The following is a 24655-nucleotide window of genomic DNA, read 5'->3' on the forward strand; positions in this document are numbered from 1 at the left end:
ACCGGCCAATTGGCCGGTTTTTTTGTGTTCAGGTCATGGCTTGTCCTGCTGGTTGGTGAGCTGCATGACCAGCTTGCGTTCGTTGGCCAGCAGCCGCTGGTCGAGCTTCTTGATGCGCTCGCCGATCTGCTCCATGGTCTCGTCCGGGTAGCGGTCGGTGAGCGCCAGCACCTGCGCCTCGTAGTCGTTGCGCAAGCCCTGGAAGCGCTCGGCTTGGGTTTCGCGCAGGTAGTCAGTCCAGAACGATTGGTCGGCGGCAAAGTCCAGGAACGGCTGGCCCTGCTCGCCACGGCCCACTTCACTGCGGGCCAGGTTCAATTCGCCCGGGCGCAGGTCGGCCGAGCCTTCATACAGCATGCGCGACGGCGGAATCGGCAGGTCCATTTCCTGGGCGAGGTGCAAGCGGTAGGCCAGGCGCACCTCGGCTTCGTCGCGGGCGCCGGCGTTGCGCACCGCCAGGTCATCGAGGGCGTTCAGGCGGAAAAGCCGTCGCACCAGGTTTTGCAACTGCGGGCCGCGGCCCTCGCCGGTGATGGTGCGTGTGGCCTGGCGGGTGAACACCTGCACCTCCATCTGGTTGAACGCCAGGCGAATGCCGTCCGGGCAAGTGCCATGGACGGCCAGCAGTTGCAGGGGCTCTTCGGCCATGCCGTTGAGCAGCAGGCGCAGTTCATGGTCTTCGGCCGCCTGCTCCAGCACGGTCCACACGCGCCGCACCAGTTCGGGCCGGGTCCTGGTGCTACGGTAGTCGGCGGTCTGGCGCAGGCGGTTGATCAGGTTCAGCAGGTCGGTCGCAGCGGAATCGCCCTGCACGCCGTCCCAGATCTGGCGCAGTGACGCCTCCTGGTCGAGCGCGTCGTGCAGCCAGGGTTCGGCGGAGGGCGCGTCGACTTCGGTGGACAGGCCCGGGCTGTGCAGCGAATGTTGCGAAGCGCTGGACGTGGGGCCGTCCGAGCTGTGGGACTCGCTCTGAGTCAGCTCGGCGATGTCGTCGGGCAGGTCCATGTCGAAGGCGAAGGGGCGATAGTACGACTCCGACACATGGGCGCGACGCATGGTCTCGTGGCCCAGGGGGTTGCCACGTAGCTCGATGGTGGCGTGGCCGGTGTCGCGGCGATGGTTTTCCAACAGGTACTCGGGCAGTTCGATCAAGCCGTTGTCGCACAGGTTGACGCGCCCCAGATAGTCCGGGATGAGGCTGTCCAACCAGTGCGGCCAGGCGGTGATGCCCATGCGTTCCAGGCTCAGCAGGTCGAGATTGCGGTTGCGTAGCGCCGACACCTCGCTGATGGTGCCCAGAGTGTTGCCGTCGAGGCTCAGGTGCTGTAGCTCGGAAATGCCGGCGAAGAAGTCCATGGCGGCCTGGTCTATCACCAGGCCCTGGTCGACCAGGTGCAGGCTGCGCAGGGACGGCAGCTCCAGCAGTGCCGCCGGCAAGCCGGGCAGGGGGGTGGGCGCGCCATCGATGCTCAGCCGCTCCAGTTGCGGGAAGGCCCGCAGTAGCCGGTTCAGCTCGGTGGGGCTGGTCGTAGGCTCGTTAAGCTGCAGGTCCAGCACTTCTCGGTAGAAAAAGTCTGGCAGCGTGTGGGGGAATTGCGCCGCGGCCGCGCCGTTCAATTCCAGCACCGGCGCGGCATTTTCGGCGATGAGGATGCGCCAGAACTGGGTAATGGCGTGGCCCACCGAGCGGCGCGTGGCCAGGGTCGCCTCGCTGGGCGGCGCAGATGAGCTGGAGGCGTCGCGCCAGTCGGTAACAGCGCGCTGCAAAGCCCGTTGCTGGCTGATGCTGGCCTCGACGCTGGCGCGCGGTAGGTCGGTTTCAAACGTATATCGACCGTCGGGCTGTTCGCTTTCGATGGCCGTGCGCATGGTTTCGCGGTTCAGGCGGTTGTCGGTCAGCACCAGGCGGGTGCTGCGGCCAGTGCCGGTAGGGTTCTCCAGCAGGTGGTCGGGCAGGGCCAGCAAGCGGTTGCCGCGCAGGGACACCTCGCTGGCGTGATCGAGCAGCGCCGGGCTGAACAGGTCGGGCTGGAACTCGCTCCATTCATCGCTCAGGGAGTCCAGGCCGAGGTAGTCCAGGTTCAGGTTGGAAAAATCCAGTGGCTCGTAGAAGCGGTTGCCGCTCAGGTCCAGGTGCCGTAGCTGGGCAAGGCTGCGTATCTCCCGCAGGCGCGTGCTGCCAATCGGCAGGCGCAGGTTCACCAGGCGCAGTTCGGTCAGTCGCGGGTAGCGTGAGGCGATCAGCGTCGTCCAGTCGCTGAACAGGCTGTAGGGGCCCAGGGCGCCGCCTTCGTTGATGCTCACGGCGGTAACATGCTCGAACTGGGCGAAAAATCCTTCTACGGTGTCGCGGTCGCGCTGGATCGCGTCCAGCAGGGCCAGGGACGGGCGCCGTTCAACCGGGCGGACGCTAAGCAGATCGAGGTGTTGCACGCGGTCGCGGACGAAGGTTGGCAGGTCAGGGGGAAAATCGTCGAGGTACACCGCCTCAAGACGCAGGGCGTGGCCCGCCGGGGTGGCGTGCGGCAGGCTGCTGGCGCGCCAGAATTGCTGCAGCGCCTCACCGATGCGCTGGCGGCTGAGCTGGCGTGCCGGGGAAAGGTGCTGGCTGGCGGAATCCAGTGTCCATTGGTCGAGGTGCGCCTGCAGCTGGCGTTGCTCGTCGAACAGTTGGTTGAGCCGCTGGTCGATGGCTGCCCGGTCCAGCCCCTGGGCGTAGAGCCGGTCAAGGATGCCCTGGGCGTCGGTATCCAGCGCGGCTTCCAGTTCCAGCAGGCGTAGTTTGTCCAGCAGCGATTCTTCAAGCATGATGCGCGGCGTTTCGCTCACGGGCATGCCGGCGCGGCCATCGGCCAGTTCCATGGGCGACTTGGCGCCGGGCTTGTCGGGGGCCATCTGCAGCAGCTCCTGCACCTTGCGCCTTGGTGGCAAGGACGCCTCACGCACCACGCCGATGGGCGCCGGCTGGGTGGCCGACCAGCCCGGCAGCGAGGCTGCGGTGTGCTGTTGCAGCAGGGTGCTGTCCGCAGTGTTGATCGAGTCCAGGTATACCCCTTCATACGCCCTGTTCACTCGCAGCTTGGCCTGGTAGGCGCGGGCCTCGTCGGCCAGGCGTGGTGGCACGCTGGCATCGCGCATCAGCGCTTGCTCGGCCGGGTTGGCATGGGTGGCCAGTTCTTCGGCGACGGAGACCGGCAGGTCGGGGAACCGGGCCCTTATCAGCGCGGCCAGTGGGTCGGTCGTGGCCTGGGTGGCCTGGTAGCGGCGGTTGAACAGTTCGGTGCGCCGCGTTGTGGCGTTTTCCAGCAGCTGCTGGCGCAGGATGAGCCTGGCGTAGGGGCCAGGCTCAGTGCCCAGCAGTGCATGGACCTCGTCGGGGTGCAAGCTGTCGAGCACCACCTGCAGCGCGTCGAGCTCATTGTCGTGAACAAGGATGGTGGTGTCGCGGGCAGCTGTGAACTGGCGGATTACCCTGCCATCCGGGCTTTCCAGGCGCAAGGCCTTGTCTGTTGGCCAGCGAGGATGTTCAGCCAGCAGCTGCAGCAGCAACTGCGGATCGGCCGGTGGCCGCTGGGCTTCGAGCTGGGTGATGACGGTGTCCAGGTCCTGGTCGAGCTTGAAGCGTTGCAGGGTGTCCTCCAGCAGCGCTGGCGGCTGTTCAGCCTCGGCCAGGCACAGGCGCAGCGTCGCTTCGTGGGTGTCGCTGACGCGCATGATGCGCCCGGCCGTGGTGTCGGAAATGCCGTCGGTTACGGGCCCCAGCTTGCGGAACAGGTCCGGCCCCTGCCAGGTGTGTGGCGTGTCGGCCTCGCTGATCCAGCTGCCCTTGCCGTTGGTGCGCAGCGGCGGCTCATAGCCGCCTGCCTTGCCAGGGTGCGCCAGCCGGTAGGGCAGGCCATCCTCCGGGGCCTTGACGCAATAGACGCCGTCGTCGCGCTTGAGCCATTGCTTGCCCTCGTAGTTGTACAGGCCCTGGTTGTCAGGCCTTGCCGAGGCTGGCAGTTCGACCTCGTGCTGGTAAGGTGCGATGTCAGGCTTCCACAGCCGTGTGACGCCGTTGGGCAGGGGGATCTGCTTTAGCGTGCCGATGATTTTGGGCAACACGTATTGGCTGGCGATGTAGCCCGCGCCGGCGAAGGCGGCCAACATGGCGACGTTTTCCGCCACGCCCAGGAAGTGGCCAATGGCGGCTTCCTTGTCGCCTTCCAGCAGGCTCTCGAAGCCTTCAATGGTGTTCCAGCACAGCTCAACGGCGGTCATCACCAGTAGCGCTTCGCCAAGGCCGGGTACGAAGAACGCGGCCACGTTCAGGGCCATGAAGAATCTGCCCTTGAGGTAGTCGGCGTGCTCTTGCTGGCTCTTGCGGTCCTCGGCTTCGGTGGTGACCAGGTGAAACAGGGCGTCATCCTTGAGGGCGTTGACCTTGTGCCGCACCAGTTCCTCTAGCAGGAAGTCCTCGAACGCCGTGGCCCTGGCCTTGATGTCGGCATCAGGGTCGCTGCCCGCGACCCAGCGTTGGTTGGCGTTGTCCCAGGCCTTGGGGTGCAGCGCCGTGTCCAGTTGGTGAAACAGCGTGGCGCGCTCGCGGGCCGGTACGAAGCGGGCGAGAAACTGCAGGTAGCCAGGCTTGAACAGGTTGGCGCGCAGGGCGCTGACGAACGCCGGGACCGAGGGGTAGGTTTTCAGCGGGGTGAACGGGTCGTCCGGTAGGTAGGCGGTCACGCGCACCGGCTGGTCTGGCAGGGTGCTGCGCTCCCGGACCAGGATGATGCCCTTGAGCACGGTCTTGAACAGCCGCAGGGAATGGCAGCGGCTGGAACTCTTGTTGTGCGCGACCTTGATCATGTCCTCGTGGGTGGCCGGGTCGATGTCCCCCTTCATGTAGGCGATGTGGGTCTGCAGCAGCAGCGATGAGCGCTCGAACAGCTTCATCTGCGCCGTGCTGTTGGCCAGTGCACTGTCGGGGGCGTCGCCCGGACGATAGGTCCAGTTCAGCGCCACCTGGATGCGCTCCTGGTAGCGCTGGCCCAGGTCCAGTTCGCGGCACAGCTGGGCGAAGGCGTGGGCGGGAATGCCCACCGGCGTGCCGCTGATGGTGAGGTTGTCGATGCTGAAAGCCATGTAGATGTCGGCCTTGAGGTCGCCGTTGTCCATGCCGTGGCGCTCGGCGTCCTTGGCTTCGAAGTTCTGCATGGCGGCCTGCAACAGCGTGGAGGTCGCCGCGTGCATGGCCTGTTCGCGACGTGCCTTGCGGTCGGCGTTGAAGGTCGCGAGGTCGACGTCGGCTTCGTGGCCGAACTCGTAGGTCGGCGGCACGACCACGCGTTGGGCGTTGAACAGGAAGGTCTGGGTGCTATCGATGTCTTCATCGAAGCGTCGCTTGATCGCCTGCTCCAGCAGGGGGCGGGCGAAGGCCTCGGGGGATGGAATGCGCGCCATGATGGCGTTGACCTGCTCGCTGTCGTGGCGGTGCAGCCTGTGCGCCTGCTGGAATTGCGCCACAACGTCCGGCATCTCCCGCAGGGCCTTTTCGTACCAGGTCATGGGCGGCAGGGGCTTGCTCTTGATGGCGGCGTGGAGGTCCGGATGGACCTTCTCCATCCAGCCTGGCAATTGCCGCTTGAGCAGTTCGTAGTGAGGGGTGGTGCGGATATCGAACGTCGATGGGGTGTCGCGCAGCATGGTCATGGCCCTTTGGCTGGTTCAAAGGGCGGCATTGTGTTTTTCCTTGCCGGGGCAAGGGTGCTCAATAGTTATGGGTGGCGCAGGTATAAAAAAACGCCGCACCCGGTGACGGCGTGCGGCGTTTTTTCATGGCAGGGCAATCACTCAGGCATGCAGCGTTTCGCAGGCATACAGGGTGTTTTCCAGCAGGCAGGCGCGGGTCATGGGGCCCACGCCGCCCGGCACCGGGGTGATCCAGCCGGCGCGGGGCAGGGCGGTGTCGTACACCACGTCGCCGACCAGCTTGCCGTCTTCCTGGCGGTTGATGCCAACGTCGATGACGATGGCGCCTTCCTTGATCCACTCACCCTTGACCAGGCCAGGCTTGCCGGCGGCCACCACCACCAGGTCGGCACGGCCGACGTGGCCGGCCAGGTCCTTGGTGAAGCGGTGGGTGACGGTGACGGTGCAGCCGGCCAGCAGCAGCTCCATGGCCATGGGGCGGCCAACGATGTTGGACGCGCCAACCACGACCGCGTTCATGCCGTACAGGTCCTGGCCGGTGCTTTCCAGCAGGGTCATGATGCCTTTCGGGGTGCACGGGCGCAGCAGCGGAATGCGCTGGGCCAGGCGGCCGACGTTGTAGGGGTGGAAACCGTCCACGTCCTTGTCGGGGCGAATGCGCTCCAGCAGCTTGGACGCGTCCAGGTGCTCGGGCAGCGGCAGTTGCAACAGGATGCCGTCGATGTCGGCATCGTCGTTGAGGCGGTCGATCAGGCTTTCCAGTTCCAGCTGGGTGGTCTGTGCAGGCAGGTCGAACGCCTGGGACAGGAAGCCGACCTCTTCACAGTCTTTACGCTTGTGCGAGACATATACCTGGGAGGCAGGATCGCTGCCGACCAGGATCACGGCCAGGCCCGGGGTGCGCAGGCCTTGCTGGCGGCGCTCGGTGACCCGTTGGGCGATCTGCTGGCGCAGGCTGGCGGCGATCGCCTTGCCGTCGATTAGTTGTGCAGTCATGTCGCGTGGTTAACCATCGAGAGGGAAGAAAATGTGCGCGCATTCTCGCACGCCGTGCGCGATGGGCAAAGGCGCTTGGTCCGACGATTCCGCTAAGCCCTTAAATAAAATGAATTTTTTGCAGAAAAAGATTGACGACCCTACCGACCGTCTATAACATTCGTCGCACTTGTCGGGCAGAGCCTAGCACTGGTGAAGAAGGTCAGGCAGAGTTGAGTATTTAACTCCGCAGGACTGAAGCTTAAAATTTGTAGTCGTCACAGAATGCAGATTAAATAAGCGCCCGTAGCTCAGCTGGATAGAGCATCCGCCTTCTAAGCGGATGGTCGCAGGTTCGAGTCCTGCCGGGTGCGCCATTAGGCAGCTTTGGCACAAGTAGCGCAATATGGTGGGCGTAGCTCAGTTGGTAGAGCACAGGATTGTGACTCCTGTTGTCGTGGGTTCGATCCCCATCGTCCACCCCATATTTCGAAAGGCGCCTGATGAAAGTCTGGCGCCTTTGCTTTAAAAGCTTCACATGCGGACGTGGTGAAATTGGTAGACACACTGGATTTAGGTTCCAGCGGCGCAAGCTGTAAGAGTTCGAGTCTCTTCGTCCGCACCATTCAAGCTGTATCGCCCCGTTTGTAGTGGGGCACTGCAACACCGTTTTATGGTGGGCGTAGCTCAGTTGGTAGAGCACAGGATTGTGACTCCTGTTGTCGTGGGTTCGATCCCCATCGTCCACCCCATATTTCGTGAAAAAGGCGCCTGATGCGAATCAGGCGCCTTTTTTGTTTTCTGGATTTTGATTTCTTGGGCGGGTGTCTTGGCTCGGAGACATATCCGGACACGGAGATCTGCTATGCTTGGGTGTGTCAGTGGCGTACCTTTGCTGCATGATATTTATTGAAACCCCTGTTTTTACAAGGCGTGCCATTGAGCTGCTGGATCATGACGGCTACCTGCATTTGCAACTCCAACTGGTCGCCGACCCTCGCGCGGGTGATGTGATCGAAGGTGCTGGCGGGGTGCGAAAAATCCGTGTGGCAGCAAAAGGGCATGGTAAGCGCGGTGGTGGTCGGGTGATTTACTATCACTTCGTATCTGCGTCCCGAATCGCGATGCTAATGATCTACGCGAAGGGCGAGAAATCGGATTTAAGTGTGCAAGAGCGCAAGATCCTCAAGGCTGCGATCGAGCACTGGAGTCATCTATGAGCAAATTCTTTGAAGAGTTGATGGAAAGCGTCGGGCAGATGGACGAGATTCTGCGTGGCGAGCGTGATCCCGCGCGTGAATTCCAGGTGGATGCCCTTCGGGTCAGGGAAATCCGCAAGGCAACCGGTCTTTCCCAGGTAAAGTTTGCAGCGATGATAGATGTCCAGCTTGGGACGTTGCGAAACTGGGAGCAGGGGCGTCGGCAGCCAACAGGCCCGGCGAAGGCGCTGCTAAAGGCGATCTATCGTGATCCCGTGCATGTATTGAGTGCCTTGTCGGCATAGCACCGGGGCGCTCCTCCTAGTACCCCATGCTAGTGCGCTACCGGGCAGTATCCCAATAAAAAGCCCGCCTTCCATCGAAGGGCGGGCTTTTTCATTCATTCAGCGATCAACGATACCAGCCGCGGTGATAGCCGCCACCGCCATGGCCGTGGTCCGGGAAGATGATGCACCCGGAAGTGCTGAGGATGGCGACGGCTGCCAGGGCTGCCACGGTAAGTTTGGTGAGTTTGTTGAACACGGTTGTCTCCTGATGTCGGGGGTAATGCGCCCGTTCTGATGTATCAGACATCGAAATTTTGTAACTGTTTGTCTACGAACGTAAATATTTTGCAAAGATCCGCGTGCGCGATATCAGTGCGCGGTGTTTGTGGAAATGCCGTCGGTCGCATGGGCGAGGGCGCTGAAAACACCGTCCATGGCCCTGCCAGGCCCTTTGTAGACGGGCTTTTGCCGTGGTTTTGCCGTTCCTTGTTTCAAGCTGTCTTGCACAGGGTGACTTCTTGTGTTCGACCCTCTAGAATGCATGCCCTTGATTGGGGTCGGAAATGGCCGGCTAACGTCTGTGCAACGAGGAAAATCCATGCAAGTTTCTGTTGAAAACACTTCCGCTCTCGAGCGCCGCATGACCATCGGCGTGCCTGCCGAGCGCATCGAGACCGAAGTCAACAAGCGTCTGCAACAGACTGCCCGTCGCGCTAAGGTTCCAGGCTTCCGTCCTGGCAAAGTGCCGATGAGCGTGATTCGTCAGCGCTACGAAGATTCCGCACGTCAGGAAGCCCTGGGCGACCTGATCCAGGCGACTTTCTACGAAGCCGTGGTTGAGCAGAAGCTGAATCCAGCCGGTGCCCCGGCTGTAGAACCTAAAGTGTTCGAAAAGGGCAAGGACCTGGAATACATCGCTACTTTCGAAGTATTCCCAGAGTTCGCTGTCGCAGGTTTCGAGTCCATCAACGTCGAGCGCCTGAGCGCCGAAGTGGCTGATGCCGACCTGGACAAAATGCTGGAAGTGCTGCGCAAGCAGAACGTTCGCTTTGAAGCTGCCGACCGTGCCGCTGCAAACGAAGACCAGCTGAACATCGATTTCGTCGGCAAGATCGACGGCGAAGCCTTCGCCGGTGGTTCGGCCCAGGGCACCCAGCTGGTGCTGGGTTCCGGCCGCATGATCCCAGGCTTCGAAGAAGGCCTGGTGGGCGCCAAGGCGGGTGAAGAGCGCGTGCTGACCCTGACCTTCCCAGAGGACTACCAGAACCTGGACCTGGCCGGCAAGGCCGCCGAGTTCACCGTGACCGTCAACAGCGTTGCCGCACCGACCCTGCCTGAACTGAACGAAGCCTTCTTCAATCAGTTCGGCATCAAGGAAACCGGTCTGGAAGGCTTCCGCACCGAAGTTCGCAAGAACATGGAGCGCGAGCTGCGCCAGGCGATCAAGACCAAGGTGAAGAACCAGGTCATGGACGGCCTGCTGGCTGCCAACCCGATCGAGGTGCCAAAGGCCCTGCTGGAAAACGAAGTGAACCGCCTGCGCGTTCAAGCCGTTCAGCAGTTCGGTGGCAACATCAAGCCTGATCAACTGCCGGCCGAGCTGTTCGAAGAACAAGCCAAGCGCCGCGTGGTACTGGGCCTGATCGTCGCCGAAGTGGTCAAGGCCAACGAGCTGAAGCCGGACGAAGCCCGCGTACGTGAAATGATCCAGGAAATGGCCTCGGCCTACCAGGAGCCAGAGCAGGTCGTGGCGTGGTACTACAAGAACGACCAGCAACTGAACGAAGTCCGTTCGGTTGTGCTGGAAGAGCAAGTTGTGGATACTGTTCTGCAGAAAGCTAGTGTGACCGACAAAGCGGTCTCCTACGAAGAAGCAGTCAAGCCGGCCGAAGCACCACAAGCCGACTGATTCCTTCCAGCGTTGGAACACCACCATAAGCCAGCCTTCGCGCTGGCTTATGCGTATTCAAGACTTGACTATTTGGGAGTGAGTGCGAGACATGTCCCGCAATTCTTATATTCAGCACAGTTCTGACATCCAGGCCGCTGGCGGCCTGGTCCCGATGGTTGTCGAGCAATCGGCTCGTGGCGAACGCGCCTACGATATCTACTCGCGCCTGTTGAAAGAGCGAGTGATCTTCCTGATTGGCCCGGTAGAAGACTACATGGCCAACCTGGTGTGCGCGCAATTGCTGTTCCTCGAAGCCGAGAACCCGGACAAGGATATCCATCTCTACATCAACAGCCCTGGCGGCTCGGTCACTGCAGGCATGTCGATCTACGACACCATGCAGTTCATCAAGCCGGACGTGTCCACCACCTGCATCGGCCAGGCCTGCAGCATGGGCGCCTTCCTGCTGGCCGGTGGTGCCAAGGGCAAGCGTTACTGCCTGCCGAACTCGCGTGTGATGATTCACCAGCCACTGGGCGGCTTCCAGGGCCAGGCGTCGGACATCGACATTCACGCCCGCGAAATCCTCTCGATCCGTCACCGCCTGAACGAGCTGCTGGCGTTCCACACCGGCCAGACTCTCGAGCAGATCGAGCAGGACACCAATCGTGACAACTTCATGAGCGCCGACCGCGCGGCCGAGTACGGCCTGGTCGACTCCGTGATCAACAAGCGTCAGATGCCTGCCTAAGCGGAGCAAATGCCAGGTGGTTGGCACAACCAGCCACCTGTGGACTTGAAAAACCCCGCGATTGCCTTCATCTTGTGTTGCAAGCCTATCGGATTTGGATCGATCGAATGACTGACACCCGCAACGGCGAGGACAACGGCAAATTGCTCTATTGCTCCTTCTGTGGCAAAAGCCAGCATGAAGTGCGCAAATTGATTGCCGGCCCCTCGGTCTTTATCTGCGACGAGTGCGTCGACCTGTGCAACGACATCATCCGCGAGGAGGTGCAAGAAGCCCAGGCCGAGAGCAACGCGCATAAATTGCCTTCGCCCAAAGAAATCAGCGGCATCCTTGATCAGTACGTGATTGGTCAGGAACGCGCTAAAAAGGTTTTGGCGGTAGCGGTGTACAACCACTACAAGCGCCTCAATCAACGTGACAAGAAGGGTGACGACGTCGAGCTGGGCAAGAGCAACATCCTGCTCATCGGCCCGACCGGTTCGGGCAAGACGCTGCTGGCTGAAACCCTGGCGCGCCTGCTCAACGTACCCTTCACCATCGCCGACGCCACCACGCTGACCGAAGCGGGTTATGTCGGTGAAGACGTTGAGAACATTATTCAAAAGCTGTTGCAGAAATGCGACTACGATGTCGAGAAGGCCCAGATGGGCATTGTCTACATCGACGAAATCGACAAGATCTCGCGCAAATCCGACAACCCGTCCATCACCCGCGACGTGTCGGGCGAGGGCGTGCAGCAGGCACTGTTGAAGCTGATCGAGGGCACCGTTGCCTCGGTACCGCCACAAGGCGGTCGCAAGCACCCTCAGCAGGAGTTCCTGCAGGTAGACACCCGTAACATCCTGTTCATCTGCGGTGGTGCGTTCTCGGGCCTGGAAAAGGTCATCCAGAACCGTTCCACGGCTGGCGGCATCGGCTTCAACGCCGAAGTGCGCAGCAAGCAGGAAGGCAAGAAGGTGGGCGAGTCCCTGCGTGAAGTCGAGCCTGACGACCTGGTCAAGTTCGGCCTGATCCCGGAATTCGTGGGTCGTCTGCCGGTGCTGGCCACCTTGGACGAGCTCGATGAGGCTGCCCTGGTGCAGATCCTGACCGAGCCCAAGAACGCCCTCACCAAGCAATACGCCAAGCTGTTCGAGATGGAAGGCGTGGACCTGGAGTTCCGTGCCGACGCGCTGAAGTCCGTGGCCCATCGTGCGCTCGAGCGCAAGACCGGTGCCCGTGGCCTGCGTTCCATCCTGGAAGGCGTGCTGCTGGACACCATGTACGAGATCCCTTCGCAGACAGACGTCAGCAAAGTGGTGATCGACGAAAGCGTCATCGAAGGAAAGTCCAAGCCACTGTTAATCTACGAAAACAGTGAGACGCCGGCCAAGGCTGCGCCAGACGCATAAGTCGTACTGCGGCTTGAAACAGGAAGGGGCCTTCGGGCCCCTTTGCTTTTCCTGCCCCGCAGCGCTTGTTTTTTTTGGGGGCTGCCCCCACATTGACTACAAGCTCAATTCCACTGTCTACGGCCCTAGGGCCGCTGTAGAGGCGAAATCATGAAGACCACCATCGAATTGCCTCTCCTGCCATTGCGTGATGTCGTCGTGTATCCGCACATGGTGATCCCGCTGTTCGTGGGGCGCGAGAAATCCATCGAAGCCCTCGAGGCCGCGATGACGGGTGAAAAGCAGATCCTGCTGCTGGCCCAGAAGAATCCTGCCGACGATGATCCAGGCGAAGACGCCCTGTATCGCGTGGGTACCGTTGCTACCGTGCTGCAACTGCTCAAGCTGCCTGATGGCACCGTCAAGGTGCTGGTCGAGGGCGAGCAGCGCGGCACCGTCGAAAGTTTCATGGAAGTTGACGGCCATTGCCGCGCCGAAGTGCAGCTGATCGACGAAGTCGATGCCCCGGACCGCGAGTCCGAAGTGTTCGTGCGCAGCCTGCTGGCCCAGTTCGAGCAATACGTGCAGTTGGGCAAGAAAGTCCCTGCCGAAGTCCTGTCCTCGCTGAACAGTATCGATGAGCCTGGCCGCCTGGTAGACACCATGGCCGCGCACATGGCGCTGAAGATCGAGCAGAAGCAGGAAATCCTCGAGATCATCGACCTGTCCGCCCGGGTCGAACACGTGCTGGCCCTGCTGGACGCCGAAATCGACCTGCTGCAGGTCGAGAAGCGCATTCGCGGCCGCGTGAAGAAACAAATGGAGCGCAGCCAGCGCGAGTACTACCTGAATGAGCAGATGAAGGCCATTCAGAAAGAGCTCGGCGACAGCGACGAAGGCCACAACGAAGTCGAAGAGCTGAAAAAGCGCATCGACGCCGCCGGCCTGCCCAAGGATGCCCTGGCCAAGGCCACTGCCGAGCTGAACAAGCTCAAGCAGATGTCGCCGATGTCGGCCGAGGCCACCGTGGTGCGTTCCTACATCGACTGGCTGGTGCAAGTGCCGTGGAAGGCCCAGAGCAAGGTGCGCCTGGACCTGGCGCGCGCCGAGGACATTCTCGACGCCGACCACTACGGCCTGGAAGAGGTCAAGGAGCGCATCCTTGAGTACCTCGCCGTGCAGAAGCGCGTGAAGAAGATTCGTGGCCCGGTGCTGTGCCTGGTAGGCCCGCCTGGCGTGGGCAAGACCTCGCTGGCCGAGTCCATCGCCCATGCCACCAACCGCAAGTTCGTGCGCATGGCCCTGGGTGGCGTGCGTGACGAAGCCGAGATTCGTGGCCACCGCCGCACCTACATCGGCTCCATGCCTGGCCGCCTGATCCAGAAGATGACCAAGGTAGGGGTGCGCAACCCGCTGTTCCTGCTGGACGAAATCGACAAGATGGGCAGCGACATGCGTGGCGACCCGGCGTCGGCGCTGCTGGAAGTGCTCGACCCCGAGCAGAACCACAACTTCAACGACCACTACCTGGAAGTCGACTACGACCTCTCGGACGTGATGTTCCTCTGCACCTCGAACTCCATGAACATCCCGCCAGCGCTGCTGGACCGGATGGAAGTGATCCGCCTGCCGGGTTACACCGAGGACGAGAAGATCAACATCGCCACCAAGTACCTGTCGCCCAAGCAGATCACCGCCAACGGCCTGAAGAAGGGTGAGCTGGAGCTGGAAGTGGCGGCCATCCGCGACATCATCCGCTACTACACCCGCGAAGCCGGTGTGCGTGGCCTGGAGCGCCAGATCGCCAAGGTCTGCCGCAAGGTGGTCAAGGAACACGCCCGCGACAAGCATTTCTCGGTGAAAGTGACCTCCGACTCGCTCGAGCACTTCCTGGGCGTGCGCAAGTTCCGCTACGGCCTGGCCGAGCAGCAGGACCAGATCGGCCAGGTGACTGGCCTGGCGTGGACCCAGGTGGGCGGCGAACTGCTGACCATCGAAGCCGCCGTGGTACCGGGCAAGGGCCAGCTGATCAAGACCGGTTCGCTGGGTGACGTGATGGTCGAATCCATCACTGCCGCGCTGACCGTGGTGCGCAGCCGTGCCAAGAGCCTGGGCATTCCCCTGGACTTCCACGAGAAGCGCGACACCCACATCCACATGCCTGAAGGTGCCACGCCCAAGGATGGTCCAAGTGCCGGTGTCGGTATGTGCACCGCCCTGGTCTCGGCCCTGACGCAGATTCCAGTGCGTGCCGACGTGGCCATGACCGGCGAGATCACCCTGCGTGGCCAAGTGCTCGCAATCGGTGGCTTGAAGGAGAAATTGCTGGCTGCCCACCGTGGTGGGATCAAGACTGTGATCATTCCCGAAGAGAACGTGCGTGATTTGAAGGAAATTCCTGACAATATTAAGCAGGATCTTCAGATTAAACCGGTTAAATGGATTGACGAAGTGCTCCAGATTGCGCTGCAATACGCCCCGGAGCCCTTGCCCGATGTGGCTCCGGAGATAGTCGCGAAGGACGAGAAACGCGACACGGATTCCAAGGAAAGAATCAGCACGCACTAGCACGTATTTCGGCCGGGGGGCCTTCCTTGACAGCTTTTTCAGGCCCTTGTTATAAAGCGGCACTTACCGGTGTCAGCAGCCTCCCGGCACAGTTTTAGCTTTACCACATACTTAGAAACAAACTCATATAGATATAAGGGGACTTAAGAGTGAACAAGTCGGAACTGATTGATGCTATCGCCGCATCTGCTGATATCCCGAAAGCTGTAGCTGGCCGCGCGCTGGACGCAGTTATCGAATCCGTCACTGGCGCTCTGAAGGCTGGCGACTCCGTGGTACTGGTAGGTTTCGGTACTTTCTCTGTGACTGACCGCCCAGCTCGCGTTGGCCGTAACCCACAGACTGGCAAGACCCTGGAAATCGCTGCTGCCAAGAAGCCTGGCTTCAAAGCCGGCAAAGCACTGAAAGAAGCGGTAAACTAAGCCTTTCACGCCTTTGCCCGACCGGGGCGGGAAAAATTTCCGACCTGGAAGCGGAGCAGCCATTGAGCTGGTCTCAAGCCGACGCACGGCGCCGGCGCTTGCTCCGCCTGTTACGAGAAGGCGCATCCTCGGATGCGCCTTTCTTCTATCCGGATTCTACCCACTCTCCGCGGTTGCTTAATCAGTACAACCGTTTCTGGGGGACGCATGCTGCAGAATATCAGGGACAATTCACAAGGCTGGATTGCCAAGACCATCATCGGTGTCATCGTTGCCTTGATGGCACTGACCGGCTTCGATGCCATTTTCAAAGCCACCAGCCACACCGCCGACGCGGCCAAGGTCAATGGCGACGCCATCACCCAGAGCGAGCTGGCCCAGGCGGTCGAGTTGCAACGCCGCCAGCTGATGCAACAGCTGGGCAAGGATTTCGACGCCTCCATGCTCGACGAGAAGATGCTGCGTGAAGCGGCCCTCAAGGGCCTGATCGACCGCAAGCTGCTGATCCAGGGCGCTACCGATGCCAAGTTCAGCTTCTCGGAAGCCGAGCTGGACCAACTGATCCTGCAAACGCCTGAATTCCAGGTGGACGGCAAGTTCAGCGCCGATCGCTTCGATGCCGTGATCCGCCAGATGGGCTACTCGCGCCTGCAATTCCGCCAGATGATGGCCCAGGAAATGCTGGTCGGCCAACTGCGCGCCGGTGTTGCCGGCAGCAGCTTCGTCACCGACGCCCAGGTGCAGGCCTTCGCCCGCCTGGAAAAGCAGACGCGCGATTTCGCCTCGCTGACCTTCAAGGCTGACCCGTCGGCCATCAAGGTCACCGACGATGAAGTGAAGAAGCACTACGACGAGCACGCCAAGGAGTTCATGAGCCCCGACCAGGTGGTGATTGACTACATCGAGCTGAAGAAGTCGTCGTTCTTCGACAAGGTCACCGTCAAGGACGAAGACCTGCAGGCCGCCTACAAGGCCCAGACCGCCGCGCTCACCGAGCAGCGTCGTGCCGCGCACATCCTGATCGAGGTCAACGCCAAGACCACCGACGCCCAGGCCAAGGCCAAGATCGAAGAGATCCAGGCGCGCCTGGCCAAGGGTGAAGACTTCGCCAAGCTGGCCAAGGAGTTCTCCCAGGACCCGGGTTCGGCCAACAATGGCGGTGACCTGGGCTACGCCGGCAAGGGCGTCTATGACCCGGCCTTCGAGACGGCGCTGTACGCGTTGAACAAGGACCAGGTATCGGCGCCGGTGCGCAGCCAGTTCGGCTGGCACCTGATCAAGCTGTTGGGTGTGGAGGCTCCTCAGGCGCCTACCTTCGCCAGCCTGAAAGACAAGCTGACCCGTGACGCCAAGACCGCCCAGGTCGAGCAGATGTACGTGGACGCTGCGAAGAAACTGGAAGACTCCTCGTACGAAGCCTCCGACCTGGTGCAGCCAGCCGCTGACCTGGGCCTGAAGGTGCAGACCTCGGCGCCGTTTGGCCGCGAAGGTGGCAGCGAAGGCGTGACCGCCAACCGTGCCGTGGTGCAAGCCGCGTTCAGCCCGGAAGTGATGGACGAAGGCGCCAACAGCTCGGCCATCGAGCTGGACCCGGAGACCACCGTGGTGGTGCACGTGCGTGAACACCGCAAGCCGGCGCAACTGCCGCTGGAAGCCGTGTCTGACGCGATCCGCAAGCACCTGGCGCAGGTCAAGGCCAGCGAGCAGGTCAAGGCCAAGGTCGATGCCCTGGTGGCCGGCCTGCGCGACGGCAAGGTCCCGTTGGCTGCAACGCAGGAAGGCCAGGCCTGGAAAACCCAGGAAGCCGTGTCGCGTAGCCAGGAAGGTATCGATCCGACCGTGCTGCAGGACGTATTCCGCATGACCAAGCCTGTGGGCAAGGACAAGCCGGTCTACGACAGCGTCAGCCTGTCCGATGGCAGCTACGTGCTGGTCCGCCTGAACGGTGTCAACGAAGCCGCTGCCGCCACCGATGCAGAGAAAGCGCAATACCGCCGCTTCCTGGCCTCGCGTGCTGGCCAGCAGGACTTCGCGGCCTACCGCAAGGCGCTGGAAACCAAGGCGGATATCACGCGCTACTAAGCCGTGATCCCCACCTGAAAAAGGCCGCGCAAGCGGCCTTTTTCATTTCCCGGCCGCAACACCGCCTCGCCTGTACCGCCCCGTAGCAGCGGCCGCAGGCCGCGTCCCCCAGCGCCACGGTCTTCCTGGAATACCGCACAGCCCTGGACGCCGCCTGCGGCAGCTGCTACGGGAGGGTGCGCTTCAACAGGTAGGTGTCCATGATCCAGCCGTGGCGCAGCCGTGCCTGTTCGCGCGCGTGCGCGATCTGGTCGGCCACCTGGTCCAGTGGCCCAGCAATCAGGATCTCATCGGCGCTGCCCACGTAGGCGCCCCACCAGATGTACAACCCCTGGCCACGCAGGCGGTTGAACGCCTGATGGGCGTCCAGCATCACCACCTGGCTGTCACCGGCACCCAGCGCATCCCCCAGCTGCCGCCCCGGGCTGATGCGCACCGAACCACCGATCTCGTTCAGCGGCACCCGATGGGCTGCGGCCAGCGCCTGCACGGCGGTGATGCCGGGTATCACCTGGTACTCGAACACCTCGCGGCCGGCGGCCAGGATCGCCTGCAAAATCCGCAGGGTGCTGTCGTACAGGGCCGGGTCGCCCCACACCAGGATGCCCGCGCACTGGCCATCGGCGACTTCATCGGCGATCAGTTGCTCGATCAGCCGCTGCTTGTCGTCGTTCAGGCGCTGTACCGCACCCGCGTAGCTGTCGCCGTCAGGCCCGCGCGGCGGGTGGTCGGCTTCCACCATGCGCCAGGGCCGCTCGGTGGCCAGGCGCGTGCACAGGTCGCGGCGCAGGTCGTTGAGCCCGTGCTTGGCCGGGCCCTTGTCGAACAGCAGGAACACGTCGACGCGGTTCAGCGCCTTCAGCGCCTGCAAGGTCAGGTGGTCAGGGTTGCCGGCACCGATGCCGATGACCAGGACGGTTTTCATGGGCCATGCCTCAGGGCAGGTATTGAATGTGCGGGCGGCCATGGTGGGCGGAGGGGCTGACTATGCAGCGTACGCCGTAGACCTGGGCGACCCGCCCGGCGGTGAGGACCTGTTCCGGGCTGCCGCTGGCCACCACCCGGCCCTGTTGCAGCAGCACCAGGCGGTCGCAGAACATCGCGGCCAGGTTCAGGTCATGCAGGGCCATCACGCAGGTCACCGGCAGGCCCTGAATCAGTTGTAGCAGCTGCAGCTGGTGTTGGATATCCAGGTGATTGGTGGGCTCGTCCAGCAGCAGTTCGCTGGGGCCCTGGGCCAGGGCACGGGCGATCTGCGTGCGCTGGCGTTCGCCCCCCGACAGGCTGTGCCAGCTGCGCAGCCGCAGGGCGCCCAGGCCGGTGCGCGCCAGGGCCTGCTCGACGATGGCCTGGTCTTCCTGGGTCCAGGCCGACAGCGCGCCACGGTGCGGGGTGCGGCCCAGGCGCACGATGTCCTGCACGCGAATGTCCACCTCGGTGCCGGCGTGCTGTTCCACCAGCGCCACGCGCCGGGCCACGGCCTTGCGCGGCCATTGCGCCAGTGGGCGGCCGTCGAGGCTGACGCTGCCCTGGCTGGGCGTGCGCAGGCCGGCCAGCAGGCGCAGCAGGGTCGATTTGCCGGAGCCGTTGGGGCCAATCAGGCCCAGGGTGCCCTGGGCGGGCAGGTCCAGGCTGATGCCGTCGATGATCACCTGGCCGTCGACGCTCCAGCCGACGTTGTCGGCGCGCAGGCTCATGGCGCCGCCCGGTTGCGGTAGAGCAGGGCGGCGAACACCGGCGCGCCGACCAGGGCGGTGACCACGCCAATGGGCAGCACCTGGCCGGGCACGATCAACCGTGAGGCGATGTCGGCCAGCACCATGAAGTTGGCGCCGATCAGCACGCAGGCCAGCAGCAGCCGCACGTGCCGCGGGCCTACCAGCAGGCGGGCGATGTGCGGCACCACCAGGCCGACGAAACCCACGGCGCCGACGATGCTCACCAGGGTGGCGGTGATCAGCGCCGTCACTCCGAACAGCAACCAGCGCAGGCCCGCCACCGGCACGCCGAGGCTGGCGGCGGCGTCGTCGCCGAAAACGAAGGCATCCAGGGTGCGCGCGCAGTACAGGCACACCAGCAGGCCGGCGCCCACCACCGCAGCGGCCAAGCCGACGTCCGCCCAGCGCACGCCGCCCAGGCTGCCCAGCAGCCAGAACATCACGCTGCGCGCCTGTTCGGCGTTGGCCGAGGTGGAGACGATCCAGGCGGTCAGGGCGTTGAACAGCTGCGCGCCGGCCACGCCGGCCAGTATCACCTGGGCCGGGCCGCCGCGGATGCCGGTGGCCAGCAGCACCACCAGGCCGAACGCCAGCGCGGCGCCGAGGAAGGCCCCCAGGGAGATGCCAATCAAGCCGCCGCCCAGGCCCAGCAGCATCACCAGCACCGCGCCGGTGGAGGCGCCGGCGCTGATGCCCAGCACGTACGGATCGGCCAAGGCGTTGCGCAGCAGCGCCTGCAACACCGCGCCGCACAGCGACAGGCCAGCGCCGCAGCAGGCGGCCACCAGCGCGCGGCTCAGGCGGTATTCCCAGATGATGCCCTGCTGGATCCGCGGCACCTCATAGGCACCCAGCCCCAGGCCGTTGAGCAGCGCCTTGAGGGTCACGGCCAGGGGAATGTCCAGCTCACCCAGGGACACCGCCAGGGCAATCGACAGGCCCAGGCTGAACAGCGCCAGCAGGGCCAGGGCCCAGCGGCCCAGGCGGCTGCGCTCCACTGGCATCAAGGCGCCTTGCCCGTGTCGGCCAGGCCCTTGGCGATCTGCTCGATGGCGTCGACCACGCCCATGGACGGGTTCAGGGTGTTGGCGTCGACCACGATCAGGCGACCGTTGCGCACCGCCTTGAGTTCGCGGGTCACCGGGTCGTTGCGCAGGAAGGCCAGCTTCTTCTCGACGTCGTCGGCGGGGTAGAGGCGGCGCTGCATGCGCGCCAGCACGATCACGTCGGGGTCACGGGCGGCAATGCTCTCCCAGCTCACGCCGGGCCATTCCTCATCGCTGTCGATGACGTTGCGCAGGCCCAGCACCTGGGAGATATAGCCCGGCGCGCCGTGCTTGCCGGCCACCCACGGGTCGCCTTCCAGGCGCGTGCTGGAGAACCAGTACAGCACCGACAGCGGTGGGTGCGCGGTGGCGTTGGCCAGTTTCACGGCGGCCGCCACGCGCTCATGCAGGCGTGCGCTGAGGGCCTGGCCGGCAGCGGGCACGTCGAAGATGGTCGCCAGTTCGCTGATTTCCTTGTCCACCAGGGCCAGGGAATACAGCTGGCTGCGGCTGCCATCGGCGTTGGAGGTGGCGGTCACGCCCTTGCCGTCGCAGTCGCTGGGCGACACGTAGGAGGGGATACCCAGCTTCAGCAACTGCTCGGGCGTCGCCACCTCGCCTTGGGGGCCGATGTGGTAGGTGTACTGCGCCACGACGATGTCCGGCGCGGTCTTGGCCACGGCCTCGAAGCTGGGGGCGTTGTCGGCCAGGCGCGGCACCTTGGCGCCGGCGGCGGCCAGCGCCTGCGGCAGCGGCCCGAACCACACGCCGGTGCCGACCATGCGCGGGCCCAGGCCCAGGGACAGCAGAAATTCAGTGCTGGCTTGGCCGAGGCTGACCGCCCGTTGTGGTGGGGCGTCGATGCGCACGCTGTGGCCGCAGTTCTGCACGGTCAGCGGGTAGTGGCTGGCCGGCGCGGCGGCTACGGCTGAGGCGGCGGATAAACACAGGCAGGCAAAAGCAAGGCGGCGTAACAGCATGCAGCGGCTCCCGGGATGGCGCGTCCGTTGGGCGAAAGAAATGGCGTGCAGCAAGGTCTGGCTTTCGGGAGGCCCGAACACAGTGGCGCGACCGCGCCGGAGTTGCACCGGCTTCCTGCTGCACGCATTAAAAAGCCCGCAGAGGGTAAGTGGCATTGCCCAAGAGAGCAACCTGCCGTTCACCTTCCCTGGATCAAACGCTGTAGCCGCTGCCGCCAGGCTGCGCTGGCCCTGGCGTACGCTGGAGATTTTCAGCGTGGACAAGGGCCAGCGCAGCCTGCGGCAGCGGCTACGCAGTCATGCGAGGTTCAGGCGCTGGTAAACACCAGCGCCTTGAGGCCGCCTTCGGCCTCGGCGTCGGGGAATTCCGGCGGGTTTTCCAGGCGGTGCTGGAAGGTCAGCTGCGGCGCTTCCTCGGCCATGCTCTGGATCAGGAAGTCGGAGCCGATGGCCGGGTCATTGACGCAGGCCAGCACCACGCCCTGTTCGGTCAGCAGCTCGGGCAGCTTGCGCAGCACCTTGCGGTAGTCCTGGGTGAGCACGAAGCTGCCACGCTGGAACGACGGCGGGTCGATGATCACCAGGTCATAGGGGCCGCCACGCTTGACCTTGCCCCACGACTTGAACAGCTCGTGGCCCAGGAAACTCACGCGGTCCAGGTCGTGGCCGTTCAGGCGGTGGTTGTCACGGCCGCGGCTCAGGGCGGCGCGGGCCATGTCCAGGTTCACCACGTGCTCGGCGCCGCCGGCGATGGCCGTCAGCGAGAAGCCACAGGTGTAGGCGAACAGGTTCAGCACGCGCTTGCCGGCGGCCTGCTCGCGCACCCATTGGCGCCCGTAGCGCATGTCCAGGAACAGCCCGATGTTCTGCTTGCGGCCCAGGTCCAGCTGGTAGCGCAGGCCGTCCTCGTCGATGAACCATTGCTCCACCGGCTCGCCCAGCAGCCATTCGGCGGCGCTGTCGGGCAGGTAGCGGTGCTGCAGGATCAGGCTGTGCACCTGTGGGGTGGCCTGGGCCAGTGCCAGCAGCAGCGGCTTCAGCGCGGCCAGCTCGTCGGCGGCCGGTTCGCGGAACAGCGACACCAGCAGCACCCCCTGCAGCCAGTCCACGGTGATCTGCTCCAGGCCCGGCCAGCAGCGGCCGCGGCCGTGGAACAGGCGGCGGGTTTCGGCAGGCGGGTGTTGCAGGGCGGTGCTGAGGTGTTGCTGCAATAAAGCGAGGGCGTCGGCGTTCATGAAAGACTTTTGGCAGGGCATAAAGCGCCCATGGTAAACGCTGGCGCAGGGCCGTGGGAAATCCACGGCCGTGCGCGCCAGGATCACTGATGCTTGGCTTGCAGTTCCTTGGCCATTTTCAGGTGCTCCTGCAGCTTGGGCAGGGTCTGTTTGGCGAAGTCCTTGAGCTCGGCCTTGTCGGAGGATTCGACCTCTTTCTGGAACAGCTCGATGGTGTCTTCGTGGGCCTTCACCTGATTGGCGGCGTAGGCCTTGTCGAAGGACTCGTCGCGCATTTCGAGGATTTTCTTCTTCGCCTGGTCCATCAACGTGGCGTCGTCGGGCACCACCAGGTCCAGCTTGTGCGCCAGCGCCGCCAGCTTCTGGTTGGCCGCGCCGTGGTCCTTGATCATCATCTGGGCGAAGCTCTTCACGTCCGCCGAGCTGCTTTTCTGCAGCGCCAGCTTGCCAGCCTCGACTTCGGTGATGCCGCCTGCGGTGGCATCGGCGACAAAGGCGCTGGTGGCAGCGGCGAATGCGGGGCTTGCCAGCGCGCCGGTCAGGGCCAGCACAAGCGTGCCTGCTTTGAATGCGTCCATGGGAAATCTCCGTCGTTATTGTTCGGGAAGCGAGAGGGTGACGCCTCGCTCCCTACAATGGATTGCCCGGCCACCGCGTTGGTGCTTGGGCGGCGACGAACGGTCTTTCGACTATGGTCCAGCATCAATCCTGGCCATTCATGCATTAAGCTGATCGGATAAATAAAATTCGGCATGAGTGACCGGGATGAGCATCAATTTCGACCTGAACGACCTGCAGGCCTTTCGCGCAGTGGTGGAGAAGGGCAGTTTTCGCAAGGCCGCCGAGGCCATCAGCATCTCCCAGCCGGCGTTGAGCCGGCGCATCGAAAAGCTGGAAAGCGCGCTCAACGTGCGGCTGTTCGACCGCACCACCCGCCGCGTCAACCTGACCATGGTCGGCCGCGCCTTCGCCCCCAGCGCCGAACGCCTGCTCAATGACCTGGACATCGCCCTGCTGGGCATCAGCGAAGTGGCCTCCACGCGCCTGGGCAACGTCACCGTGGCCTGCGTGCCGTCGGCCGCTTATTACTTCATGCCCAAGGTGGTGGCCCGCTACCACAAGCTCTACCCGCGCATTCGCGTGAAGGTGCTCGATGCCAGCGCCAACGACGTGCAGCAGGCCGTGCTCAGCGGCGAGGCCGACCTGGGCCTGAGCTTTACCGGCAACCTGCCGCCGGAGCTGGAATTCGAACTGCTGGTGCAGGAGCACTACGTGGCCGCCTGCCGCCGCGACCACCCCCTGGCCGGGCGCAAGCAGCTGAGCTGGGAAGAGTATTTCCAGCACGACTACATCTCGGTGGACAAGACCTCCGGCAACCGCTTCGTGCTGGACCAGGCGTTGCTGCACATCCGCCCGGCGCGGCCGAGCATCTGCGAGACCCGCCATGTGACGACCATGCTCGGGCTGGTTGAGGCGGGCTTGGGGATTGCGGCGGTGCCGTCCATGGCCTTGCCGTTGGGCGAGCACCAGTGGATGACCAGCATCCCGCTGGTGGAGCCCGAGGTGTTGCGCAGCGTGGGGTTGATCCGTCGCCGGGGCCGGCTGTTGACCCCGGCGGCGCTGGAACTGGAGCAGTTGATCAGGGAGTTCAAGAAACCCCTGGAAGATCAGTGAGGCACTGAGTCCAGGCCGGTGCCGGTAACCACCGACTGCGCCTGGGCCGAAGCCATGTAGTCGAGCAGGGCCTTGGCCTCGGCCGGGTGCGCGGCGCCCACCGGGATGCCGGCGGCGAAGCGCGTCACCGACTGCAACGGCTCGGGGATCTTGCCCACGTAGGTCACGCCGGCGATGGGCAACAGCTCGCTGACCTGTTGCAGGCCCAGCTGCGGCTCGCCCTTGGCCACTTCACCGGCCACCGGAATGCGCTCGATCATCTTCGCCTTGGGCTTGAGCTGGGCTTCGATGCCCAGGCGCTTGAACAGCTGGTCCTGTACGTAGACGCCGCTGGCGCTGTCGGAATAACCCACGGACCTGGCCTGCAGCAACGCCTGCTTGAAGGCAGCGACGCTGCTGATGTCCGGCTTCGGCTCGCCGGCTTTCACCACCAGGCCAATGCGTGAGTCGGCCAGTTCCACCCGCGAGGCGGGCAGCACCTTGCCTTGCTTGATCAGGTCGTCCAGGGCGTAGCCGACCATGATCACCACGTCGGCCTGCTCACCGCGTGCCAGGCGGTTGGGGATCGCCTCGGCGGCCTTGCCCATGGACGGGCCCAGCACGGTGTTCAGCTGGTCGCCATGGGCCGCGGCGAACTGCGGGCCGAGGATCTTGTAGGCGGCAGTGAAGCCGCCGGAGGTCATCACGGTCAGGTCCTGGGCCTGGGCCAGGCCCGCGGCGGCCAGCCCCAGGGTCAGGGCGGCCAGGCTGTTGAGCAATTTCTTCATGG

At 63.6% G+C, this 24655-nt stretch carries 19 protein-coding genes, 4 tRNA genes and 1 riboswitch; of the genes, 13 read left to right on the plus strand and 10 right to left on the minus strand.

What is annotated here, in order from left to right:
• Positions 1 to 33: 33 nt before the first annotated feature.
• Entirely contained in the window at positions 34 to 5682 is a 5649-nt protein-coding gene (locus ACWKWX_RS11955) for an NEL-type E3 ubiquitin ligase domain-containing protein (protein WP_483827824.1), read from the minus strand.
• 147 nt (positions 5683 to 5829) lie between these two features.
• A complete protein-coding gene (folD, locus tag ACWKWX_RS11960) occupies positions 5830 to 6684 on the minus strand; it encodes a bifunctional methylenetetrahydrofolate dehydrogenase/methenyltetrahydrofolate cyclohydrolase FolD (protein WP_416425830.1) in 855 nt (284 codons plus the stop codon).
• A 279-nt stretch (positions 6685 to 6963) separates the two neighbouring features.
• Between folD and ACWKWX_RS11965 the strand changes: the two genes are divergently transcribed.
• The 6 genes from ACWKWX_RS11965 to ACWKWX_RS11990 all read left to right on the plus strand — a co-directional run bounded on the left by ACWKWX_RS11965 (position 6964) and on the right by ACWKWX_RS11990 (position 8167).
• Positions 6964 to 7040, plus strand: a tRNA-Arg gene (locus tag ACWKWX_RS11965).
• Positions 7041 to 7072: 32 nt separating this feature from the next.
• A tRNA-His gene (locus ACWKWX_RS11970) sits at positions 7073 to 7148 on the plus strand.
• Positions 7149 to 7203: 55 nt separating this feature from the next.
• Positions 7204 to 7288 (plus strand) — tRNA-Leu (locus ACWKWX_RS11975).
• 51 nt (positions 7289 to 7339) lie between these two features.
• Positions 7340 to 7415 (plus strand) — tRNA-His (locus ACWKWX_RS11980).
• Positions 7416 to 7562: 147 nt separating this feature from the next.
• Positions 7563 to 7883 (plus strand): type II toxin-antitoxin system RelE/ParE family toxin, encoded by a 321-nt coding sequence (locus ACWKWX_RS11985; RefSeq protein ID WP_483827825.1) that lies wholly within the window; start codon positions 7563 to 7565, stop codon positions 7881 to 7883.
• Positions 7880 to 8167, plus strand: coding sequence for a helix-turn-helix domain-containing protein (locus ACWKWX_RS11990; RefSeq protein ID WP_483827826.1), 288 nt, complete (start codon positions 7880 to 7882; stop codon positions 8165 to 8167). Before ACWKWX_RS11985 ends, ACWKWX_RS11990 begins: the two co-directional genes overlap by 4 nt.
• Before the next feature lie 106 nt (positions 8168 to 8273).
• Here ACWKWX_RS11990 and ACWKWX_RS11995 read toward each other — a convergent pair whose 3' ends face one another.
• Positions 8274 to 8405 (minus strand): hypothetical protein, encoded by a 132-nt coding sequence (locus ACWKWX_RS11995; protein ID WP_416425829.1) that lies wholly within the window; start codon positions 8403 to 8405, stop codon positions 8274 to 8276.
• Positions 8406 to 8747: 342 nt separating this feature from the next.
• Here ACWKWX_RS11995 and tig point away from each other — a divergent pair, with 342 nt between their 5' ends.
• The 6 genes from tig (at position 8748) to ACWKWX_RS12025 (ending at position 17233) form a co-directional block, all read left to right on the plus strand.
• On the plus strand, positions 8748 to 10058 hold the full coding sequence (gene tig, locus ACWKWX_RS12000; RefSeq protein WP_416425828.1) for a trigger factor: 1311 nt from the start codon (positions 8748 to 8750) through the stop codon (positions 10056 to 10058).
• Between the two features lie 91 nt (positions 10059 to 10149).
• A complete protein-coding gene (gene clpP, locus ACWKWX_RS12005; protein WP_416425826.1) occupies positions 10150 to 10791 on the plus strand; it encodes an ATP-dependent Clp endopeptidase proteolytic subunit ClpP in 642 nt (213 codons plus the stop codon).
• Between the two features lie 107 nt (positions 10792 to 10898).
• Entirely contained in the window at positions 10899 to 12182 is a 1284-nt protein-coding gene (gene clpX, locus ACWKWX_RS12010) for an ATP-dependent Clp protease ATP-binding subunit ClpX (protein ID WP_416425824.1), read from the plus strand.
• A 150-nt stretch (positions 12183 to 12332) separates the two neighbouring features.
• On the plus strand, positions 12333 to 14729 hold the full coding sequence (gene lon, locus ACWKWX_RS12015) for an endopeptidase La (protein WP_416425823.1): 2397 nt from the start codon (positions 12333 to 12335) through the stop codon (positions 14727 to 14729).
• Positions 14730 to 14878: 149 nt separating this feature from the next.
• On the plus strand, positions 14879 to 15151 hold the full coding sequence (locus ACWKWX_RS12020; RefSeq protein WP_166359462.1) for an HU family DNA-binding protein: 273 nt from the start codon (positions 14879 to 14881) through the stop codon (positions 15149 to 15151).
• A gap of 207 nt (positions 15152 to 15358) precedes the next feature.
• On the plus strand, positions 15359 to 17233 hold the full coding sequence (locus tag ACWKWX_RS12025; protein ID WP_483827827.1) for a SurA N-terminal domain-containing protein: 1875 nt from the start codon (positions 15359 to 15361) through the stop codon (positions 17231 to 17233).
• A gap of 166 nt (positions 17234 to 17399) precedes the next feature.
• On the opposite strand, the gene cobF is transcribed toward ACWKWX_RS12025, so the two are convergent.
• The 6 genes from cobF to ACWKWX_RS12055 form a co-directional block, all read right to left on the minus strand.
• Positions 17400 to 18158 (minus strand): precorrin-6A synthase (deacetylating), encoded by a 759-nt coding sequence (cobF, locus tag ACWKWX_RS12030; RefSeq protein ID WP_483827828.1) that lies wholly within the window; start codon positions 18156 to 18158, stop codon positions 17400 to 17402.
• Between the two features lie 10 nt (positions 18159 to 18168).
• Positions 18169 to 18930: an ABC transporter ATP-binding protein gene (locus tag ACWKWX_RS12035; RefSeq protein WP_483827829.1), complete on the minus strand. Its 762-nt coding sequence runs from the start codon at positions 18928 to 18930 to the stop codon at positions 18169 to 18171.
• Positions 18927 to 19955, minus strand: a complete 1029-nt coding sequence (locus ACWKWX_RS12040; RefSeq protein WP_483827830.1) for a FecCD family ABC transporter permease — start codon at positions 19953 to 19955, stop codon at positions 18927 to 18929. Before ACWKWX_RS12040 ends, ACWKWX_RS12035 begins: the two co-directional genes overlap by 4 nt.
• Positions 19955 to 20977 carry an ABC transporter substrate-binding protein gene (locus tag ACWKWX_RS12045; protein WP_483827831.1) on the minus strand — a complete coding sequence of 341 codons (1023 nt, stop codon included), beginning with the start codon at positions 20975 to 20977 and terminating at the stop codon, positions 19955 to 19957. The genes ACWKWX_RS12040 and ACWKWX_RS12045 overlap by 1 nt, the downstream gene beginning before the upstream one ends.
• Before the next feature lies 1 nt (position 20978).
• Positions 20979 to 21119: riboswitch (adenosylcobalamin (AdoCbl) riboswitch) on the minus strand.
• 166 nt (positions 21120 to 21285) lie between these two features.
• Positions 21286 to 22212, minus strand: a complete 927-nt coding sequence (locus ACWKWX_RS12050) for a class I SAM-dependent methyltransferase (protein WP_473003791.1) — start codon at positions 22210 to 22212, stop codon at positions 21286 to 21288.
• Positions 22213 to 22295: 83 nt separating this feature from the next.
• Positions 22296 to 22790: a DUF4142 domain-containing protein gene (locus tag ACWKWX_RS12055; protein WP_416425809.1), complete on the minus strand. Its 495-nt coding sequence runs from the start codon at positions 22788 to 22790 to the stop codon at positions 22296 to 22298.
• Positions 22791 to 22977: 187 nt separating this feature from the next.
• Between ACWKWX_RS12055 and ACWKWX_RS12060 the strand changes: the two genes are divergently transcribed.
• Positions 22978 to 23886: a LysR family transcriptional regulator gene (locus ACWKWX_RS12060; protein ID WP_416425808.1), complete on the plus strand. Its 909-nt coding sequence runs from the start codon at positions 22978 to 22980 to the stop codon at positions 23884 to 23886.
• Here ACWKWX_RS12060 and ACWKWX_RS12065 read toward each other — a convergent pair.
• Positions 23880 to 24653: a substrate-binding domain-containing protein gene (locus tag ACWKWX_RS12065; protein WP_416425807.1), complete on the minus strand. Its 774-nt coding sequence runs from the start codon at positions 24651 to 24653 to the stop codon at positions 23880 to 23882. The two genes, ACWKWX_RS12060 and ACWKWX_RS12065, sit on opposite strands and share 7 nt — an antisense overlap.
• Positions 24654 to 24655: the final 2 nt, after the last annotated feature.

The organism is Pseudomonas imperatae, assembly GCF_057128625.1.

Excerpts from the sequence above, each read along its gene's own strand:
- ACWKWX_RS11955 (WP_483827824.1), bottom strand. The coding sequence starts at position 5,682 with ATGCTGCGCGACACCCCATCGACGTTCGATATCCGCACCACCCCTCAC.
- ACWKWX_RS11985 (WP_483827825.1), top strand. The coding sequence starts at position 7,563 with ATGATATTTATTGAAACCCCTGTTTTTACAAGGCGTGCCATTGAGCTG.
- ACWKWX_RS12050 (WP_473003791.1), bottom strand. The coding sequence starts at position 22,212 with ATGAACGCCGACGCCCTCGCTTTATTGCAGCAACACCTCAGCACCGCC.
- ACWKWX_RS12025 (WP_483827827.1), top strand. The coding sequence starts at position 15,359 with ATGCTGCAGAATATCAGGGACAATTCACAAGGCTGGATTGCCAAGACC.
- ACWKWX_RS12045 (WP_483827831.1), bottom strand. The coding sequence starts at position 20,977 with ATGCTGTTACGCCGCCTTGCTTTTGCCTGCCTGTGTTTATCCGCCGCC.
- ACWKWX_RS12035 (WP_483827829.1), bottom strand. The coding sequence starts at position 18,930 with ATGAGCCTGCGCGCCGACAACGTCGGCTGGAGCGTCGACGGCCAGGTG.
- clpP (WP_416425826.1), top strand. The coding sequence starts at position 10,150 with ATGTCCCGCAATTCTTATATTCAGCACAGTTCTGACATCCAGGCCGCT.
- cobF (WP_483827828.1), bottom strand. The coding sequence starts at position 18,158 with ATGAAAACCGTCCTGGTCATCGGCATCGGTGCCGGCAACCCTGACCAC.
- ACWKWX_RS12065 (WP_416425807.1), bottom strand. The coding sequence starts at position 24,653 with ATGAAGAAATTGCTCAACAGCCTGGCCGCCCTGACCCTGGGGCTGGCC.
- lon (WP_416425823.1), top strand. The coding sequence starts at position 12,333 with ATGAAGACCACCATCGAATTGCCTCTCCTGCCATTGCGTGATGTCGTC.
- folD (WP_416425830.1), bottom strand. The coding sequence starts at position 6,684 with ATGACTGCACAACTAATCGACGGCAAGGCGATCGCCGCCAGCCTGCGC.
- ACWKWX_RS12055 (WP_416425809.1), bottom strand. The coding sequence starts at position 22,790 with ATGGACGCATTCAAAGCAGGCACGCTTGTGCTGGCCCTGACCGGCGCG.
- tig (WP_416425828.1), top strand. The coding sequence starts at position 8,748 with ATGCAAGTTTCTGTTGAAAACACTTCCGCTCTCGAGCGCCGCATGACC.
- ACWKWX_RS12060 (WP_416425808.1), top strand. The coding sequence starts at position 22,978 with ATGAGCATCAATTTCGACCTGAACGACCTGCAGGCCTTTCGCGCAGTG.
- clpX (WP_416425824.1), top strand. The coding sequence starts at position 10,899 with ATGACTGACACCCGCAACGGCGAGGACAACGGCAAATTGCTCTATTGC.
- ACWKWX_RS11990 (WP_483827826.1), top strand. The coding sequence starts at position 7,880 with ATGAGCAAATTCTTTGAAGAGTTGATGGAAAGCGTCGGGCAGATGGAC.
- ACWKWX_RS12040 (WP_483827830.1), bottom strand. The coding sequence starts at position 19,955 with ATGCCAGTGGAGCGCAGCCGCCTGGGCCGCTGGGCCCTGGCCCTGCTG.